The organism is Neobacillus sp. OS1-2, assembly GCF_030915505.1.
Lineage (GTDB): Bacteria > Bacillota > Bacilli > Bacillales > Cytobacillaceae > Neobacillus.
This window is the reverse complement of sequence record NZ_CP133265.1, coordinates 1,324,694-1,343,097: the sequence shown is the minus strand read 5'-3', so window position 1 is coordinate 1,343,097 and position 18,404 is coordinate 1,324,694. Positions and strand designations below refer to the sequence as shown.

At 41.2% G+C, this 18,404-nt stretch carries 16 protein-coding genes; 15 read left to right on the top strand and 1 reads right to left on the bottom strand.

Annotated features, from left to right (window positions below):
• Window positions 1-407: 407 nt before the first annotated feature.
• From ltrA to RCG19_RS06600, 13 genes are all read left to right on the top strand, one after another.
• Window positions 408-1,733, top strand: a complete 1,326-nt coding sequence (gene ltrA / locus RCG19_RS06660; protein ID WP_308107572.1) for a group II intron reverse transcriptase/maturase — start codon at window positions 408-410, stop codon at window positions 1,731-1,733.
• Between the two features lie 175 nt (window positions 1,734-1,908).
• Window positions 1,909-2,721: a prohibitin family protein gene (locus RCG19_RS06655; RefSeq protein WP_308110174.1), complete on the top strand. Its 813-nt coding sequence runs from the start codon at window positions 1,909-1,911 to the stop codon at window positions 2,719-2,721.
• 254 nt (window positions 2,722-2,975) lie between these two features.
• The gene (locus tag RCG19_RS06650) at window positions 2,976-4,730 is read left to right on the top strand and encodes a cache domain-containing sensor histidine kinase (RefSeq protein ID WP_308110173.1); all 1,755 of its coding nucleotides are present in this window, start codon (window positions 2,976-2,978) and stop codon (window positions 4,728-4,730) included.
• A 3-nt stretch (window positions 4,731-4,733) separates the two neighbouring features.
• The gene (locus RCG19_RS06645; RefSeq protein ID WP_308110172.1) at window positions 4,734-5,525 is read left to right on the top strand and encodes a response regulator transcription factor; all 792 of its coding nucleotides are present in this window, start codon (window positions 4,734-4,736) and stop codon (window positions 5,523-5,525) included.
• A 101-nt stretch (window positions 5,526-5,626) separates the two neighbouring features.
• The gene (locus tag RCG19_RS06640) at window positions 5,627-6,937 is read left to right on the top strand and encodes an extracellular solute-binding protein (protein ID WP_308110171.1); all 1,311 of its coding nucleotides are present in this window, start codon (window positions 5,627-5,629) and stop codon (window positions 6,935-6,937) included.
• Window positions 6,938-7,201: 264 nt separating this feature from the next.
• On the top strand, window positions 7,202-8,077 hold the full coding sequence (locus RCG19_RS06635) for a carbohydrate ABC transporter permease (protein WP_308110170.1): 876 nt from the start codon (window positions 7,202-7,204) through the stop codon (window positions 8,075-8,077).
• Window positions 8,078-8,092: 15 nt separating this feature from the next.
• A complete protein-coding gene (locus tag RCG19_RS06630; protein ID WP_207627555.1) occupies window positions 8,093-8,992 on the top strand; it encodes a carbohydrate ABC transporter permease in 900 nt (299 codons plus the stop codon).
• A gap of 22 nt (window positions 8,993-9,014) precedes the next feature.
• Window positions 9,015-9,680 carry a YesL family protein gene (locus RCG19_RS06625; RefSeq protein ID WP_308110169.1) on the top strand — a complete coding sequence of 222 codons (666 nt, stop codon included), beginning with the start codon at window positions 9,015-9,017 and terminating at the stop codon, window positions 9,678-9,680.
• A gap of 19 nt (window positions 9,681-9,699) precedes the next feature.
• Entirely contained in the window at window positions 9,700-11,307 is a 1,608-nt protein-coding gene (locus RCG19_RS06620) for a glycoside hydrolase family 43 protein (protein ID WP_308110168.1), read from the top strand.
• Between the two features lie 318 nt (window positions 11,308-11,625).
• Window positions 11,626-12,354: an amino acid ABC transporter ATP-binding protein gene (locus RCG19_RS06615; RefSeq protein ID WP_166240482.1), complete on the top strand. Its 729-nt coding sequence runs from the start codon at window positions 11,626-11,628 to the stop codon at window positions 12,352-12,354.
• Between the two features lie 17 nt (window positions 12,355-12,371).
• Window positions 12,372-13,190, top strand: a complete 819-nt coding sequence (locus tag RCG19_RS06610; RefSeq protein WP_308110167.1) for a transporter substrate-binding domain-containing protein — start codon at window positions 12,372-12,374, stop codon at window positions 13,188-13,190.
• A gap of 221 nt (window positions 13,191-13,411) precedes the next feature.
• Complete coding sequence (locus RCG19_RS06605) at window positions 13,412-14,065, top strand: amino acid ABC transporter permease (protein WP_166240486.1); 654 nt, start codon at window positions 13,412-13,414, stop codon at window positions 14,063-14,065.
• A 12-nt stretch (window positions 14,066-14,077) separates the two neighbouring features.
• Window positions 14,078-14,728, top strand: a complete 651-nt coding sequence (locus RCG19_RS06600; protein WP_308110166.1) for an amino acid ABC transporter permease — start codon at window positions 14,078-14,080, stop codon at window positions 14,726-14,728.
• A gap of 72 nt (window positions 14,729-14,800) precedes the next feature.
• On the opposite strand, the gene RCG19_RS06595 is transcribed toward RCG19_RS06600, so the two are convergent.
• Entirely contained in the window at window positions 14,801-15,970 is a 1,170-nt protein-coding gene (locus tag RCG19_RS06595; RefSeq protein WP_308110165.1) for an ROK family transcriptional regulator, read from the bottom strand.
• Window positions 15,971-16,170: 200 nt separating this feature from the next.
• On the opposite strand from RCG19_RS06595, the gene RCG19_RS06590 reads away from it, so the two are divergent.
• A complete protein-coding gene (locus tag RCG19_RS06590) occupies window positions 16,171-17,163 on the top strand; it encodes a Gfo/Idh/MocA family protein (protein WP_308110164.1) in 993 nt (330 codons plus the stop codon).
• Between the two features lie 145 nt (window positions 17,164-17,308).
• Window positions 17,309-18,391 (top strand): D-xylose ABC transporter substrate-binding protein, encoded by a 1,083-nt coding sequence (gene xylF / locus RCG19_RS06585; RefSeq protein ID WP_308110163.1) that lies wholly within the window; start codon window positions 17,309-17,311, stop codon window positions 18,389-18,391.
• The last annotated feature ends 13 nt before the right edge of the window (window positions 18,392-18,404 follow it).

Below are 18,404 nucleotides of genomic sequence, written 5' to 3'. Positions count from 1 at the left end.
AGACGATGACGTGACCCAAGGAGATCTCATCTTCTCCACCGTAGGTGGTAAATCTTTTTCAAAGCCGCGATGGACAAGAAATTGACTATGGAAGGTGAGAAGTCAGAGCAGGGGATAGTAGTGAATAAGCTTGTCGGAAATGCCGCAAAGACAAGTGACTTACCATGAAATTGGTAAGGCAGACATTGACTCAAAAGGCAGTGAACTGATGCGAAGCCCGTCTGTCCATGGAAGAAAAGCAACACGAACTTATTTACTCGTCATGTACTAAACAGAAGTCGATGAGGCAGACAGCCAAAGAATCGAGACCGAAAGAAAGTAGGTTGTTTAGGGCGTAGTACTAATATAGGTATCAGTAATTGAACCAACTATACTGCTGATATTTTATTGGGAAAGGAAACGAATACATGCATGAATCTATAGGGAAACGAAGCTTACGTGTAGTTGAGAGCTCTAAAAAGAAACGCAAGTGGTACAGCCTAATTGATAAAATTTGGGACTATCAAAACTTGGAACAAGCTTTTTATGATGTAAAGAAGAATCGTGGTGCTCACGGTGTGGATAAGGTAACAATAAAAGATTTTGAAAAAGAATTGGAACACAACTTAAGAGTGCTCCAAGAATCTTTACGTTCAAAAACATATCGTGCTAAACCAGTCAGAAGAGTCTTTATCCCAAAAACTGATGGCTCAAAACGTCCGTTAGGTATTCCCACAGTAGGAGACCGAACTATCCAAGCCGCAACTAAAAGAATTCTTGAGCCCATTTTTGAACAGAAGTTTCTAGATTGTAGTTTTGGATTCCGTCCGAATCGCAGTGCTCATATGGCGATTGAACAAATCCGGCAGGATTTAAAAGATGGGTACACATATGTTATAGACGCTGATATAAAAACTTACTTTGATTCAATCCCCCATGATAAGCTCCTTGAATTAATTAAGGAAGAAGTTGTAGATAGCAGTGTACTAACTCTAATTTTACAGTTCCTAAAATCAGGAATACTTGAAAACGGTGTCTACTATCAAAATGTTAAGGGGAGTCCACAGGGGGGCGTAATCAGTCCATTGTTAGCAAATATCTTTCTTCATCCACTAGATAAAATGATGATGGAGCGAGGTCACCGCATAACAAGGTATGCAGATGACTTTGTCATCTGTTGCAAGTCACGAAAGGGTGCAGAAAGAGTTCTAAAAACAGTAGTAAAACTCCTTGAAGATGAGTTAGGGTTGAAAATACACCCAGAAAAGACGAAAATCGTAGACAACCTTGAAGAACCGTTTATCTTTTTAGGATACATCTTCAAAAAAGGATACTTTCATTCACCATCAGATAAGGCAGTGAAGAAATTCAAGGAAAGTATCAAAACGGTAACGAGAAGAAACCAAACAGTAGGTTTGGAGGAATTCGTCAAACGCCGGTTGAACCCGATTATCAGAGGATGGGGAAGATACTTTGGTATTGGATTTTCAAAGAAGCTGTTTCAACAATTGGACTCATGGATTAGAAGAAGGCTTAGGATGATTCAGTTAAGAAGCTGGAAGAGAATAAGAAAGCTCCACAGGGAGCTTCGAAAAAGGAATTGGGAGGGTGAACTTCCTCGTCTTTCAATGACAAGATGGAAGAACTCAAAGACTCAACATGTACATTTTGCGATTCCTAATGAAAGGTTTCGTGAAATCAAACTCGTTTTTCTTTTGGATATCTACAATGAACTACATCCCCAACGGGGATAAAGTGGAGGAGCCGTATGCGATGACCCGCACGTACGGATCTGTGAGAGGCGCATGAATAATTTCATGCGCCTACTCTATTGTTGACATAAAACGAATGTATAAATGGTGAGCTATTTTCATATGGTTATCTGAATGGTTTTTTTCGTAGAAAGTAAGCTTGAAAAGGGGGATCATAATGAAATATATGAAATCTACTATCGGCGGACTAATTGCGATTGTCATTTTAGTAGTGGGCTTTTTTTCAACGACTACCGTAGCATCCGGAAATAGAGGTGTTCTGTTGCAATTAGGGGCCGTTAAACCGACCATTTTAACAGAAGGGTTTCATTTTAAGGTTCCATTTATCCAAACGATTCAATTGATTGAGGTCCGGGTGCAAAAAGAGGAAAGTACGCAGACGGCTGCTTCAAGGGATCTGCAAATGGTCACGGCTAAGGTAGCAGTGAACTATTCTGTTAATCCGGATGCCGTGAATAAGCTCTATCAAGAAATCGGTTTGGATTATCGTTCTCGGATTGTCGACCCGGCGATAGCGGAGTCGCTTAAGGCGATAACGGCGCAGTACACCGCGGAGGAATTGATCTCCAAGCGCCCAGAGGTATCAGCGCAGGTGAAGGAGATGCTTGGAAAAAAGTTAACAAAATATTATATGATCCTCGAAGATATCAATATTAAGGAATTTGCCTTTAGTGAAGAATTCAATAAAGCGATCGAATCCAAACAAACCGCCGAACAAAATGCCTTGCGTGCACAAAGAGACCTCGAGAGAATTAAAATTGAAGCAGAGCAGAAAATCGCTCAAGCAGGTGCAGAGGCCGAAGCCTTACGGTTGAAGAAACAAGAAGTAACAGCCGAACTAATCCAACTCAAACAAATTGAAGTCCAAGAAAAGGCCTTGGAAAAATGGGATGGTAAACTGCCGGCTGTAACTGGCGGAGCAACACCATTTATTGGTTTAGACGCACTAAAAAATAGCGATGCAAAATGATGCAGGGGAGTGTTCTTGCACTTCATTTTCCCCAAATAAATACAAATTAGGCAGAGGGCGAAAGGCCCTCTGTCTAATTTGTGTGTTGGCGAGTAAATGGGGACAAGTGCCGAGTAAAGGAAAAAGTCCCATGAAAAAAAGCCCAGCAACACCGATTTTAACGTTGAAAAGTTCCCCATCCAAGTAACATATTTGATTGCTAGTATTTAAGGAGAGTGATTTAATGAAATTAACAGAAATTTATTGGAGAATGGGTGATTACGATTCTTGGCTCACGATTGAGAAGCTTGAACACATTACGTAATCAAATATTATCTGTCTTTCTACTTGTCATGATGATAGTCCTTGCCATCGTTTCCATTATGGTCTACCGCCAAGTTGGAACCTTGATGAAGAACAATGCGGAAAAACAGATCCAGCAAACAGCAGTAGAAGCCAATGGAAGAATGGAAACGCTTTATAAACAAATTGACACGCTGTCAAATCAATTGGCGACGAATGGGACCGTTCAGCAGCTTATGCTTAGTTTAACAAACGGGGATACCATGGATTTTGCCAAGAAACAAGCGTTAATCAAAGTCATTAATAACTTTTATGCCTATTCAGATGGCATCTCTTCCTTTGAACTATACAGTTGTGAAGGAAAGAGAATTTATCCGTTTGATGATAAAAGATTATCAAGCCTGATCCATCAGGGCTGGATCGATTTGGCGGATGAGCAGAAGGGGCGGCTGGTTTGGGTGGGGAAGGATCCTCTCAATGAACATTATTCCTATGCCATCAGAAGAGTTAGTTTAATAGACCAATGGTTTTCGAGCGGCGGATACCTAGTTGTCCGGATTTCCAATAGCTTATTTGAGGTAAAGGAGAATACGGCGGAGAACGGAGAAAAGGATTACATGATGCTCCTAGACCGTGACTTAGCTCCTATAACCTCTGACTATGGGATAGATATTCAAAATATTCTTCTTGAGGGCCAAAAGACCGTTTCGCTGCATAAAAAGGAATTCATGATTGTAAAAGAATCATCGAAAGTAACAGGCTGGACACTGGTTATCCTCAAGCCGACAAGTTTCTTAATGGAGCGCTCTTCTGCAGTACGGCCGGTAATATTCCTATCAGGGACAATTGGCTTTTTCATTTTCCTCGTTTCCTCCATTTTCCTAGCAACTATGATTACCAGACCAATTAAGAGATTAACAAGCACAATGAAGGATGCGAAAATGGATGAATTAAAGCTGCATCCGGAAAGTTCGGCTTCACTGGAAATTATTGAACTGAACAAAACGTACAATCAAATGGTCGAGAACACCAATCATTTGATCCAAGAAGTTTATGAAAAAGAGCTGTTACGCAGTCAAACTGAATTGAAGGCGCTTCAGGCACAGATTGACCCTCATTTTCTGTACAATACCTTAAATGCCCTCTACTGGTCATTGGAGGAAAACGGAGAAGAGGACCTGGCCCAGATTGTGATCGCGATGTCAGAGCTTTTTCGCTATACCATTGGGAATAACACAAATGGCGAGTGGGTCACACTGCTGGACGAACTCGAGCATATTGAGCGCTATTTGCAGTTAATGAAAATGAGACTCGGTGACCGATTGGTATGGAATCTGGCGGTACCACCGGAATACCTGGATGTGAAAATTCCAAAGCTGATTATTCAGCCCTTAGTTGAAAATGCCATCATCCATGGAATTGAGAATAATAGAAAGCAAGGATCTATTTCTATCACTGTAGAAAAAGTGGACAACACCTCCGACCTTATGTTTACTGTAGCGGATAATGGTCAGGGGATGGAAGCAGAAACACTCTCACGGATTCATCATGCGATTGAGCATGACGGGGAATCATCCTTTAGAGGAATGGGAATGGCCCTTACAAATGTCAATAAACGACTACGACTCTTTTATAATGGCTGCAACTTGAAGCATCTTCATCTAGATAGTGAACAAGGCAAAGGAACAATGGTAACATTTGAAATTCCAGTACAGGGGAGGCAATAACAGATGACTACCAAGACGATTCTTATCGCAGATGATGAACAAATGACAAGGCGGGGATTGAAAAAAACATTGGAGCTATGGTCGGCCGGCAAATATGAAATTATCAGTGCAGCGGATGGACCGGAGGCTTATGAATTGTTTAGCAAACATAGGATTCACCTCTTAATCACTGACGTCTGTATGCCGGAAATGGACGGGTTAGAGCTGTTGAAAAATCTAAAGGATAAAGGATACAAGCCTGTTGTTGTGATCATCTCCGGGTTCCCTGATTTCCAATATGCCCAGGAAGCCATTCGTCTTGGTGTCATTAATTATCTCCTGAAGCCGGTTAGTAAGCAAAAGCTGATTGAAGCAGTAGAGCAGGCCATGGAGACGGAAGCGAGCATGGAAAGGGCCGAATATATGGAAAAGGTCGCTGATAAAAAGCTGCTGCCAATCGACGGCCGGGATCATCTTGCTAATTCCCCCATAAAAGAGGCTATTTCCTTTATTAATCGTCATTTTAGCAGGCAGATTAGTCTGAAAGAGGTGGCGGATTTGGTGCATTTAAATGCCAGTTACTTTAGTGTCCTGTTTAAGGAGCAAACCCGTCTAACTTTTAGTGAATATTTGACTAGAAGAAGGCTGCAGACAGCTAAAGTCATGTTGTTAACGACCGATTCACCAATTGAAGATATCGCGCTAAAGGTGGGGTATCAAACCGCTAAATATTTTATTAAAATATTCAAAGATTACGAGGGCATTACCCCGAGCAAATATCGTAAAACAGCTGCTCTCGATGAAATTCAGACCTAAAAATAGTGGTATTTTCCCCAATCGCGGTTACCTTACCGCGATTTTTACTAGGTGCTAAAATTTAGTTTGTAAGCGATATCAAAATAATTGGGGGTTGTAAAATGTTTAGGAAGGCGCATACATTACTGCTTGTACTTGCATTGCTTTTGACAGCTGGTCTTGCTGGCTGCAACAGTTCTGACAAGGCGAACGGTGATAACAGTTCCAAGAAGACGATTAAATTTATGCATCTATGGCCTGCAGGAAGCTCTAAACAGCAAAACATGATTGTAACAGATATCATCAAGCAATATGAGGCGGAACATAAGGGTGTAAAAGTGGAAGTAGAAGTTCTTGAAAATGAACAATACAAAAACAAGATGAAGGTTCTATCTTCCTCAAACGAGCTTCCTGATGTTGGTTTTACATGGGCAGCGGGGTATATGACTCCATTTGTAAAAGGAAAGCTTTTCGCATCACTTGATGATGTATTGAAGGACGGCTTGAAGGATTCTTTTGTTAGTGGAACGACAGAAGCTTATGCGATAGACGGAAAAACGTATGGTCTTCCACTTGAATTAAACATTGCTCCAATTTACTACAATAAAGAAATTTTTAAAAAGTATAATCTTGAAGTACCAAAAACATACAGCGAATTCACCAATGTTGTCAAAACACTGGCCAGTAACGGAGTTGCCCCAATCGCACTTGGGAATAAGGACCGCTGGACAGGATCCCTTTGGTATATGTACCTTGCGGATCGGATTGGCGGCGCAGATGTATTAAACAAAGCTATCGATCGTACGGGTTCATTTGAGGATCCGGCTCTTGTGACAGCAGCTGAAGAAATTCAAAAGCTTGTCAATGAAAATGGATTTAACAAAGGTTTTAACGGACTTTCAAATGACGAGGGTAAATCAGAATTCTTAAATGGAAAAGCAGCGATGTACCTAATGGGAACATGGGAACTGCCAAACTTTACGACCAATGAAGAAATCCCGCAGGAATTCCGGGACAGTGTAGGGTTCTTTAAGTTCCCAACCGTTGAAGGCGGCAAGGGGAACATCGACAGCTGGGTAGGCGGACCGGGAGTGGGCTTATTCGTTTCCGAAAATTCTAAGGTGAAGCCAGAGGCGAAGGAATTTGTGAAGTTCTTTGTCGAAAAATGGGGCCAGCAATCTGTTGAAAAAGCAGGGGTTATTCCTGCCACTAAAGTGGATACCGCAAAGGTAAAATTACCACAGCTTTATATTGATGTATTAAGCGAGTTAAATAAAGCAAGCAATTTAACATTATTTGCCGATGTGCAAATGAGCGCATCTGTTGCTGAAACACACTTGAACCTTATTCAATCTTTGTTTGGGAACGAGGTAAAGCCAAAGGATTTTGCTAAGCAGCATGAAGAAGCATTAAAAGCAGATGAAGGAAAGTAAGCTGCGTATCTTATATTATCAGAATTTATATCAATCGACTTTGAGAATTGTCCAGCTCCAACGCCCTAGCGGCTAGTGTCCTTCGCTCTCCGCCCTACGATAAGTCAACATCGGATCGCTACGCTCTCCGTGTTTCCTTTATCTCAGTTGGAGCGCTCCAGGCCATACGCCGCTGAACAGGGCGCTTGCGCTTTTCTTAAGAATAGGACATATCTCATTATGCTGGTATGTCCTTATTCTTTCATATACAGGGAGTTGAAAGAAATGAATAAAGTGATGTCTAATAAAAAAATCATTGCCCTCTATATTACACCAGCTCTTTTTCTACTCGTTGCCTTGATTTATATTCCAATCGTGCAAACAGGTTATTTTGGGTTAATGAAATGGAATGGAATTGGCGAGATGGAATTTATCGGCCTAAAAAATTATACCCATCTCATTCAGGATTCCTTGTTTTGGAAGAGTGCCTACCACTCCTTTTTGCTGGCCGTTTTTTCCACACTCAGCTTAATCGGTTATCTATTTATTTCAATAGTATTGGCGGGCAAAATTAAAGGAGCCGATTTGCTTAGAAAAATCTATCTTATTCCGATGCTGCTGGCATCCGTGGCCATTGCCCAGCTTTGGCTGAAAATCTATCATCCTACTAATGGTATTTTAAATAATATTCTTGTTTCCTTTGGAGTTGAAAATCCACCGGCATGGCTGGCAGAACCTAAAATCGCCTTGTATGCGATTATCATTCCAATTATCTGGCAGTATGCGGGCTTTTATATTTTGATTTATTATGCGGCATTGAAAAACATCCCGGAATCGCTCATTGAAGCTGCAAAAATTGATGGGGCCACTCCCATTCAAATTGCGCTAAAAATCAAGCTTCCGTTAATCATGAATGTCATCAAAGTGACGATTGTCCTGGCGGTTGTCGGCTCGTTAAAATACTTTGATTTAATATACGTCATGACCGATGGGGGCCCGAACAATTCAAGTGAAGTGATGGCCTCCTATATGTACCATAAAGCATTTAAAGGCTTTGACTTCGGCTACGGAAGTGCAATTGGTTTCTTCCTATTAGTGATCTGTTTAGTCATTACCTATTTGATCCGCAAACTTACCGTTCAGAACGATGATATCTATTAAGGGAGGAGGATTTAGATGAATACCGTCAAAGCAACGGAGTCCACGCTAATCGCCAGCAAGCAGAAAATAAATCACGGGAAGAACTCCTTTCTAAATCGGACGGCCCTCGGAATCATGTATGTCTTTCTGATTATTGTGGCAGTCTTTCAAATCTTTCCGATTGTCTGGTTATTTCTCTTTTCACTGAAAAATAATCAAGAGGTCTTCAATATGTCGCCCTTTTCCTTACCTGAAAGTCCAAAATGGGAAAATTACCAAAAGGTTTGGACAGAAGGAAATATCAGCCAGTACTTTCTCAATAGTGTCACTTATACGGTCGCAGCGGTTGTCTTGACGGTCGTGTTGGCCAGCATGGTGACTTTTGCGATTACGAGAATGAACTGGAAGGGCAGCAAACTGGTTTTAGGTCTATTCATGGTGGGATTAATGATTCCGGTCCATTCAACCTTGATTCCGTTATTCAATACCTTCACAAAAGTGAACCTGATTGATAACCCGTTATCCATTATTTTGGCTTATACGGCTTTTAACTTGCCGATCACGATTATGATTCTACTTGGATTTTACGAGGCATTACCAAGAGAGGTGGAAGAAGCGGCCGTAATGGACGGTGCTTCCATTAATCATATCTTTTTCCGGATTACCTTACCAATGACCGCTCCAGTAATGGCGACGGCGGCTATTATCAACATGATTTACAACTGGAATGAGTTTGTCTTTGTCAACACGTTCATTAGTTCAGATCACTTCAAAACACTGACAGTCGGAATTCAAAACTTTATTGGTCAATATACGACCGACTGGGGGGCAATTGGTGCGACGCTAGTTATCAGTATCCTGCCAATCCTGATTGCCTTCTTTATTTTAAGCAATCGAATTGTAGAAGGGCTTGCTTCGGGATCTGTCAAAGGGTAAATGTTCAGGGGGAGTGGATCAAATGCTAACCGGAAAAACAATGGGGAAACTATTTATAGTTTGTGAGTGGATGATGAAACTAGCCTATCTGAATCTTTTATGGTTCCTCTTTTCCATAGCAGGATTCCTTCTTTTTGGAATCATGCCTGCGACTGTGGCGCTTTTTACAATCATAAGAAAATGGCTAATGAAAGAAACGGATGTACCGGTTTGGCAAACCTTTCTTACGGCATATCGCAGGGAATTCAAACGAGCAAATGGTTTGGGAATATGTCTTGCCATCAGCGGAGTATTTCTTGCCAGTGATTTTCTGTTTTTAAGAATGGTGGATGGAGCACTACAGCTAGCATTATTAGCACCATTACTGATTATTACAATGGGTTATATCATCATCGTTTTGTATATCTTTCCAGTCTATGTTCATTATGAAGGTACCTTAATGGATTATCTAAAAAATGCTTTCTTCATTGGAGTTCTTAACTTTCATATCACCTTGCTGCTTCTAGCAGGATTGGGAGCCATTCTGTTCTTGATGCTGTATCAGCCGGGGCTGATCCCGTTTTTTGGGGGTGCATCGATGGCATGGATATTCATGATTGGCGGAAATTATTGCTTTAAGCGGATTTCCTATAAAAAAGCGAGACTACTAGGTGGATGTATGGATTCAAGTAAACAAATAGCTGAATGAACGGACGGGAGTGTGAAAAATGGCTTTTATTCAAAATCCAATATTAACAGGATTTAATCCAGATCCAAGTATTTGCCGTGCAGGAGAAGACTATTATATTGCCGTCTCCACATTTGAATGGTTTCCAGGAGTAGGTATTTATCATTCAAAGGATTTGAAAAACTGGCGTTTAGCAGCAAGGCCGCTTAACAGGTTAAGTCAGTTGAATATGATGGGAAATCCTGATTCGGGCGGGATTTGGGCACCGGCCTTGTCTTATCGTAATGGGCAGTTTTGGCTGATCTATACGGATGTAAAGGTAGTGGAAGGTCAATGGAAGGACTGTCACAATTACCTTACTACCTGTGATTCGATTGATGGCGAATGGTCAGATCCGATTTATTTAAATAGTTCTGGCTTTGATCCTTCCCTATTCCACGATGATGATGGAAAAAAATACTTAGTTAATATGTACTGGGATCATCGGGTAGGTCATCATAATTTTTACGGAATTGCCCTTCAGGAATATAGTGTGGAAGAACAAAAGCTGGTGGGTAAGGCTGAAATCATCTTTAAGGGAACAGATAGTAGGCTGACAGAGGCGCCTCATTTATATAAAATGCATGGCTACTACTACCTCCTAACGGCGGAGGGCGGTACAAAATTTGATCATCAAGCAACGATTGCACGTTCCACCCAGTTAATGGGACCATATGAGGTACATCCGGAGAACCCTTTGATTACTTCATTCCCGTACCCAAGAAATCCACTTCAGAAGGCGGGCCATGCTTCTATCGTCCACACGCATACGGACGAGTGGTTCCTTGTCCATTTGACTGGAAGGCCTCTACCAAGATTAGGTCAGCCGTTATTAGATCCTCGCGGATATTGTCCGCTTGGGAGGGAAACGGCCATCCAGCGGCTGGAATGGAAAGACAATTGGCCCTATGTGGTAGGGGGCAATCAGCCTGCGGTTGAGATTGAAGGTCCTAAACTGGAAGAGGTCCGCTGGGAAAGGGATTTTCCGGAAAAGGATGATTTTGATACGACCAGCCTAAACCTTCATTTTCAAAATTTGCGGATACCATTGGGAGAGGATATTGTTTCATTGAAAGATCGTCCTGGACACCTGCGCTTGTACGGGAAAGAGTCCCTAACATCAAAATTCACGCAGGCTTTTGTGGCAAGGCGATGGCAACACTTTCACTTTACCGCAGAGACTAAGGTCGCCTTTCATCCTGAAACCTTCCAGCAATCGGCAGGACTGGTAAATTACTATAACACACAGAACTGGACCGCATGTCAAATCTCTTGGAACGAACACAAAGGCAGAATACTAGAACTTGTGACCTGTGATAACTTTACTTTCGCCCAACCCTTACAAGGGGAGGAGATTGTGATTCCTGAAGAGGTTGAATATGTGTACCTTCGTGTTGAAGTAAAAACGAATGTGTATCACTATTCCTACTCATTTGATGGTGAAAGTTGGAACGGTATCCCCGTAACACTCCAATCCTATAAGTTATCGGACGACTATATTCAAGGCGGTGGCTTCTTTACTGGTGCCTTTGTCGGAATCCAGTGCCAGGATACATCGGGGCAAAGACGGCACGCCGACTTTGATTACTTTATCTATAAGAGCGAATAAATACTAGTGGAGTCGCCTAAGCTATCCCAGCTTGGGGGCTCCACTTTTTTTCCTGGGCTTTTTTACCCGACACCTTAAATTTTGCCGAAGAATGCTAGAATCGATCCCATTTCTTTTTCCATAATCCACTAAAAGATAGCAAAAATCAGCAGGAATATTTGCAAATTTCCGAATTGATGTTTACTAAATTGGAAAAAAACTGTAGTATGTCAATATACCTGTAGTTATTTGTCAATTCTTAAAAGTTGAAATTCTAAGAAAAGTGGCAATATGACAGGCGTCGTACATAGGAAATGAACAACAGGGAGGAGGATTGGTGTGATTCGGTTTGATTCGGTCAATAAATATTATGGGGACTTTCATGTTCTCAAAGATATTAATCTAGAGATTAATAAAGGAGAAGTTGTCGTTGTTATTGGGCCTTCAGGGTCGGGGAAAAGTACGTTGCTTCGCTGTATTAATCAGCTGGAAACCATCTCGGGCGGAGAGTTAACTGTTAACGGGTTTAAGGTAAATGACAAAAAGGCGAATATTAATGAGTTAAGACGAAATATCGGGATGGTATTTCAGCATTTTTACCTGTATCCGCATAAAACCGTTCTTGAAAACATTACGATTGCACCCATGATGGTAGTAAAACAATCGAAGGCGGAAGCGGAGAAAGTGGCTAGGTATTATCTTGAAAAAGTAGGGATACCGGAAAAGGCAGATGTTTATCCATCCCAGTTATCAGGAGGCCAGCAACAAAGGGTGGCGATTGCAAGAGGACTTGCGATGAAGCCTGAAATTATGCTGTTTGATGAGCCCACTTCGGCACTTGACCCGGAAATGATTGGTGAAGTGCTGGATGTTATGAAAACACTGGCAAAAGAAGGGATGACGATGGTCGTCGTTACCCATGAAATGGGATTTGCGAAAGAAGTAGCCGATCGTATCATATTCATGGACCACGGGCAAATTCTTGAACAGGGGAAACCGGCTGATTTTTACGCGAATCCAAAAGAAGAAAGAGCGCGTCTATTTCTCAGTCGTATATTAAATCATTAAACTTTAGGGGGATTTCTATGTTTAAGAGTAGAACAAGTAAGATTGCGGGCGTTCTTTTATTATCGGCTTCCATGCTGCTTTCAGCGTGCGGTAAAGGGGATGAAAAAGAAGCAAATGGGACTGCAGCCAAAAATGCGTTAGAGCAAATTAAAGAGGATGGCAAAATTGTGATCGGAGTAAAATATGATACTCGATTATTTGGACTTAAGAATCCATCTTCCGGGGAAGTAGAAGGTTTTGATATTGATATTTCCAAAGAGTTGGCAAAGGATATTCTTGGGGATGAGAAAAAGGTAGAGTTTAAAGAGGTTACATCTAAAACACGTATCCCGATGTTAAACAATGGCGATATTGATGCAATCGTTGCCACCATGACGATTTCCGAAGAGCGTAAAAAAGAGGTTGATTTCTCGGATGTCTACTTTGATGCTGGACAATCACTACTTGTCAAAAAGGGCAGCCCGATCAAAGGACTTGATGATTTGAAAAAGGGTACGAAGGTTCTTGCCGTTAAAGGCTCAACATCTGCCATCAATATTCGTGAAAAAGCTCCAGAGACAACTGTATTAGAATTTGAAAACTATACAGAGGCCTTTACAGCATTGAAATCCGGTCAAGGAGATGCCTTAACAACGGATGATTCCATTCTTTATGGAATGGTTGACCAAGATGCAAACTATCAGCTAGTCGGTGGAACTTTTACAGAAGAGCCATACGGAATTGCTGTTAAAAAAGGAAACAAAGAATTAGTTGATGCGATCAATAGCGCCCTAAAGAAGATGAAAGATAACGGAAAGTACGACGAAATTCACAAAAAATGGATCAAGTCCAACTAACATCTTCTAAAATCAGGATGGGCCTATCATGCCCAGCTCCAGTGCCCTAGCGGCTAGTGTCCTTCGCGCTCCGCCCTACGATAAGTCAACATCGATTCGCCTCCGGCTCATCGTGTTTCCTTTATCTCAGTTGGAGTGCTCCAGGCCATACGCCGCTGATCAGGGCGCTTTCGCTTTTATGCCCATCCTGACTACTTTTTAAGAAAAGGAGGGAGATCTATTTGCTTGATTTTTCCATACTGGTAGATAACTGGGATACATATTTAGAAGGATTTAAGAATACGGTGCTGTCTAGTATCATTGCCTTGATCGGAAGCTTTATTATTGGCGTGATTGTAGCGGTTATGAGAATTGCACCGATTAAACCTTTAAATTGGATTGGCAGCGCGTATGTTGAGTTTATCAGAAATATTCCTTTACTCATCATAGCCTTTTTCTTTTATATTGGTCTTCCCGCTGTAGGTGTAACGTTAACTGGATTTGTGGCAGGGACGATTGCCCTTGCCATTTATACGGCATCCTTCATTGCGGAAGCAATTCGCGCTGGAATACAATCTGTACCGAAAGGACAAATGGAGGCGGCAAGATCATCAGGTCTTACCTATTTGCAGGCGATGAGGGTCATTATTTTACCGCAAGCGATTAAAATAGTCATTCCTCCAATAGGCAACCAGTTTATTAATCTAGTCAAAAACTCTGCTATTTTGGGGATGATTGCCGGTTTAGATTTAATGTACTTTGGTGACCTTGTATCCTCCCATACATTCGTTACTTTTGATGTCTATATTTTTGTGGCCATCTTTTATCTCGTGTTAACAATTCCATTAAGTCTTGGCGTTGGTTATCTGGAAAAACGCTTAGCTAGAAGCCATTAAGGAGGGGAATTTATGGATATTGCAGGAGCGCTCTCAGTCGATCATTTAAAATTCCTCGCCGATGGTTTTAAGGTGACGCTTTACATTGCCTTTGTTTCGATTGTATTAAGCTTTATTATCGGTATCGTGTTAGGGACCTTACGTTTTGCCAAAATTAAGTTCCTATCGAAGGTTGTGGCTTTGATTGTCGAGACGATTCGGAATATGCCGCTGCTTTTGATTATTTTCTTCACCTTTTTTGCCTTGCCTGAAGTGGGATTGAAGCTTAGCCCCACAGCTGCGGCAATCTCGGCATTGACTGTGTTTGAATCAGCAATGCTGGCTGAGATTGTAAGAAGCGGCCTAACTTCCATCCATAAAGGACAAATTGAAGCTGCCCGTTCATCAGGGTTAACGTATATCCAAACATTATGGCATATTGTCATGCCACAAGCCCTTCGGCGCATGGTGCCGCCGATTGTTAGTCAATTTATCTCGTTATTGAAGGACACTTCACTATGCGTGATTATTGCGCTGCCGGAATTCATGCACAATGCTCAAATCATCTATGCCCAAAATGTTAATTACGTGATTCCAATCTTTGTGGTCGTCGCGCTCATGTACTTTATTGTCAACTACTGCTTATCATTGATTGCGCGCAGGCTTGAAAGCAAGCAAGCATAAAAAAGTATCTATCATAAACAGATAGAAGGCACAACTAGCTAGTTGTGCCTTTTTCGTGGTCTATTTCCATTTTTAATTAGAAATCTCCTCTACCTTTCCTCCTGTGATAAAGTCTTCCACTACAAAAGCGGTTACGCCTAATGCCGCTGAATAAATGGAGAGCGTTGAAAACTGTAATTCCACTTCTTGACGATGAAAGGAAAGAGTATGGGTATTAATCGTTTTGCGAATCGATTCCTCTAGCCATTTCTGCGCTTTTGCTAATCGATTTCCAATGATGACTTGTTCAGGATTAAAGGTATTTATAATGTTATTCATGCCATATCCGAGATAACGGCCAATTTGTTCAAACAGCTTCAGGGCACTCTGGTCATTTTTTTCAGCTAATTCAATTAACAATTCGAGTGATAAATATTTTTGATTTTCCACGTTGATCAATGCGTGCTCAGAAGCATAGGCCTCCCAACATCCTCTACTTCCGCAGCTGCACGGTTTACCGTTCGCTTCAATGATCATGTGACCCATTTCTCCGGCAAAACCGTTTTTCCCTTGATATAATTCTCCGTTCAAGATGATGCCAACACCAATCCCGATTCCAGCACTTACATAAACGATATTTTGAAAGTTTTGACCTACACCAAATTGTTTTTCCCCATAGGACCCGGCATTTGCTTCATTTTCAATAATGACAGGGAGATTGAATTCGTCCGTAATCACCTGTTTTAAGGATAAATCCTTCCAGCCTAGGTTCGGAGCCAGTAAGATGGTTCCGGATTTATCCACTATTCCCGGCACGCCTATCCCAATTCCGACGGTGCCGTATTTACTTTTCGGCATTTCGTCCATTACGGAGTGAATCATTTCAATCACTAAGCTCGTCACAACAGGATAGGAGGTATCTAGGAGTAATTGATTTTTTTCAATGAGGATATTCCCTTTTAAATCGGTCAGTATACATAAAATATAATTTACCCCAATATTCAGTCCAATGGCATAGCCCGCCACTTTATTGAAATGAAGAAGAACGGGCCGCCGTCCACCGCTGGATTCACCTGGACCAGATTCATAAATCAGTTCCTCGTCGAGTAATTCGTTTACCATAGAAGAGACTGTCGCTTTATTCAGACCGGTAACTTGGGCAATATCTGCCCGTGATAGCGGTTCCTTTGCCAAAATCATTTGTAAGACTAGTGCTTTATTATTTTCTTTAACGATTTGTTGATTCCAGGTTTTTGGTTGCATGATAAAAATCCCCTAACGTAGTAAGTAGATCAATTTTAACATAAACTTTGTTTATTGGATATACAAAGTTTATGTTTAATGATATAATGAGCTTACTAAAAGTATAGGGTTATGACAGATGATTGTCTAATCATTCATTACCAAAAAATGTAGAAGGACCTGATCTATTTTAGGAATTTTATAAGAAAGGAATGATAGCAATGGAAAAGGTTCGGTGGGGAGTCGTAAGCACCGCATCTATCGCACAGACACAAGTAATACCTGCCATTAATCGATCCGAAAATGCTGAAATGGTTGGTATAGCTAGTAGGGATGAAAAAGCAAAGGCGGTGGCTGCTAGATTATCCATTCCAAAAAGCTTTGAAAGTTATGAGGAGCTTCTTCGTGATTCGGAAATTGACGCAGTTTACATCCCGCTTCCTAATCATTTACATAGTAAATGGGTTAAAAAAGCTGCTGGGCTTGGCAAACATGTTCTATGTGAAAAGCCGGCTGCATTAACAACGGAAGAGACTGGGGAAATGGCTGCGTTTTGCAAACAAAAGGATATAAAATTCATGGAAGCATTTATGTACCAATTTCACCCCCAGCACCAAAGGGTTCAGGAAATAATCGCTGATGGAGAAATTGGTGAGATAAAATTCATGCGTGCCAGCTTTTCGTTTTATATGGAGGATAAACAATCCAATATTAGAATGAAAAAGGAAATGGGCGGCGGAAGTATTTATGATGTTGGGTGTTACTGTATTCATGCGATTCGTTCTATTTTACACACAGAGCCGATTGAAGTTGAGACCTTTGCTACGCTTGACCCTCATACGGGAGTGGATCTATCTGCCCTAGTTCATATGAAACTAGCCAATGGAATAATGGCTGTGTTTGACTGCAGTTTTGATATGGCCTTTAGACAGGAGTATGAGGTGGTTGGTACAAAGGGCCGCATTTCAGTGCCAAGAGCTTTTCGTCCTGATACCTATGGCGGCGAAGGTTTCATTATAGTTCAGTCAGAGCAGGGAGACCGGACCGAAAAGATAACGGGTGACCAATATAAACTTCAAATTGAGCATTTTTCTCAGTCTATCATGGAAAATACTCAACCGTCGTATTCCGCAGAAAATACGATTCTAAATATGCGTGCCATTGACGCTTGTTATCAGTCTATTTGTCAAAAGGCTGCAGTCGTATTGGCGTAAGCTTACAGGGGTTATTGAAAATTCAACGGTAAGTCAAAGTCATAAAATGTTCAAAATATTTTTATAAACTTAGTTTATTGGATGGACAAACTAAGTTTGGAATGATATTATTCTTTTGTAATCACAAATTAAAGGGGGACAGAAAATGAAGAAATGTAAGGGTTTACTAAGCTTATTCCTGGTATCGCTCCTAGTACTCATGTTGGCAGCTTGTGGGGAAGATGTAGCGAGCCAAAAGGCAAGCAGTAGCAAAGGAGATCAGAATAAAAAAATAAAAATTGGTCTTTCTGTTTCAGATTTGACATTAGAAAGATGGCAACATGACCGTGATATTTTCGTAGAAAAGGCAAAGGGTTTAGGTGCGGATGTATTTGTTCAATCTGCTAATGGAGACGAAGCGAAGCAATTATCGCAAATTCAAAACATGCTTTCACAAGGAATCGATGCCCTCGTTATTATCGCCATTAATTCTGATTCCTTAACTACCGTAGTGGATCAAGCGAAGCAAGAAGGAATCCCTGTTTTAGCCTATGACCGCTTAATAAATAATAGTGATGTTTCTGCATATGTTTCGTTTGATAATGTCAGAGTGGGTGAAATGCAGGCGGAATATGTTGTAAAGAATGTTCCTAAAGGAAATTACTTCATGCTTGGCGGCTCGCCAACAGACAATAATGCCAAAATGTTTAGAGAAGGCCAAATGAATGTGATCCAGCCTTTAGTTGATAAAGGTGATATTAAAATCATTGGGGACCAGTGGGCTAAAAACTGGGATGCCAATGAAGCAATGAAAATTATGGAGAATGCCTTAACTGCTAATAAAAATAAAATCGATGCAGTTGTCGCATCCAATGATGCCACAGCTGGCGGTGCTATTCAGGCATTATCTGCACAAAACATGGATGGCAAGGTGGCCATTTCCGGTCAAGATGCTGATTTAGCCGCGGTTCAACGTATTGTTGAAGGAAAACAGTCGATGACCGTCTACAAACCTATTAAAACGATTGCGACAAAGAGTGCGGAAGTTGCCGTTCAACTAGCAAAAGGCGAAAAGGTTGAAGGAAGCGAAAAAGTCAACAACGGAAAAGTTGATGTCCCGTTCATTAAACTTGATCCAATTATGGTTGGAAAAGATGAAGTAATGGACACAATCATTAAAGATGGTTTCCATCCTTATGATGATGTATATAAGAATGTTCCGGAGAACGAACGTCCACCACGCCCATAGAGTTAATACAGAT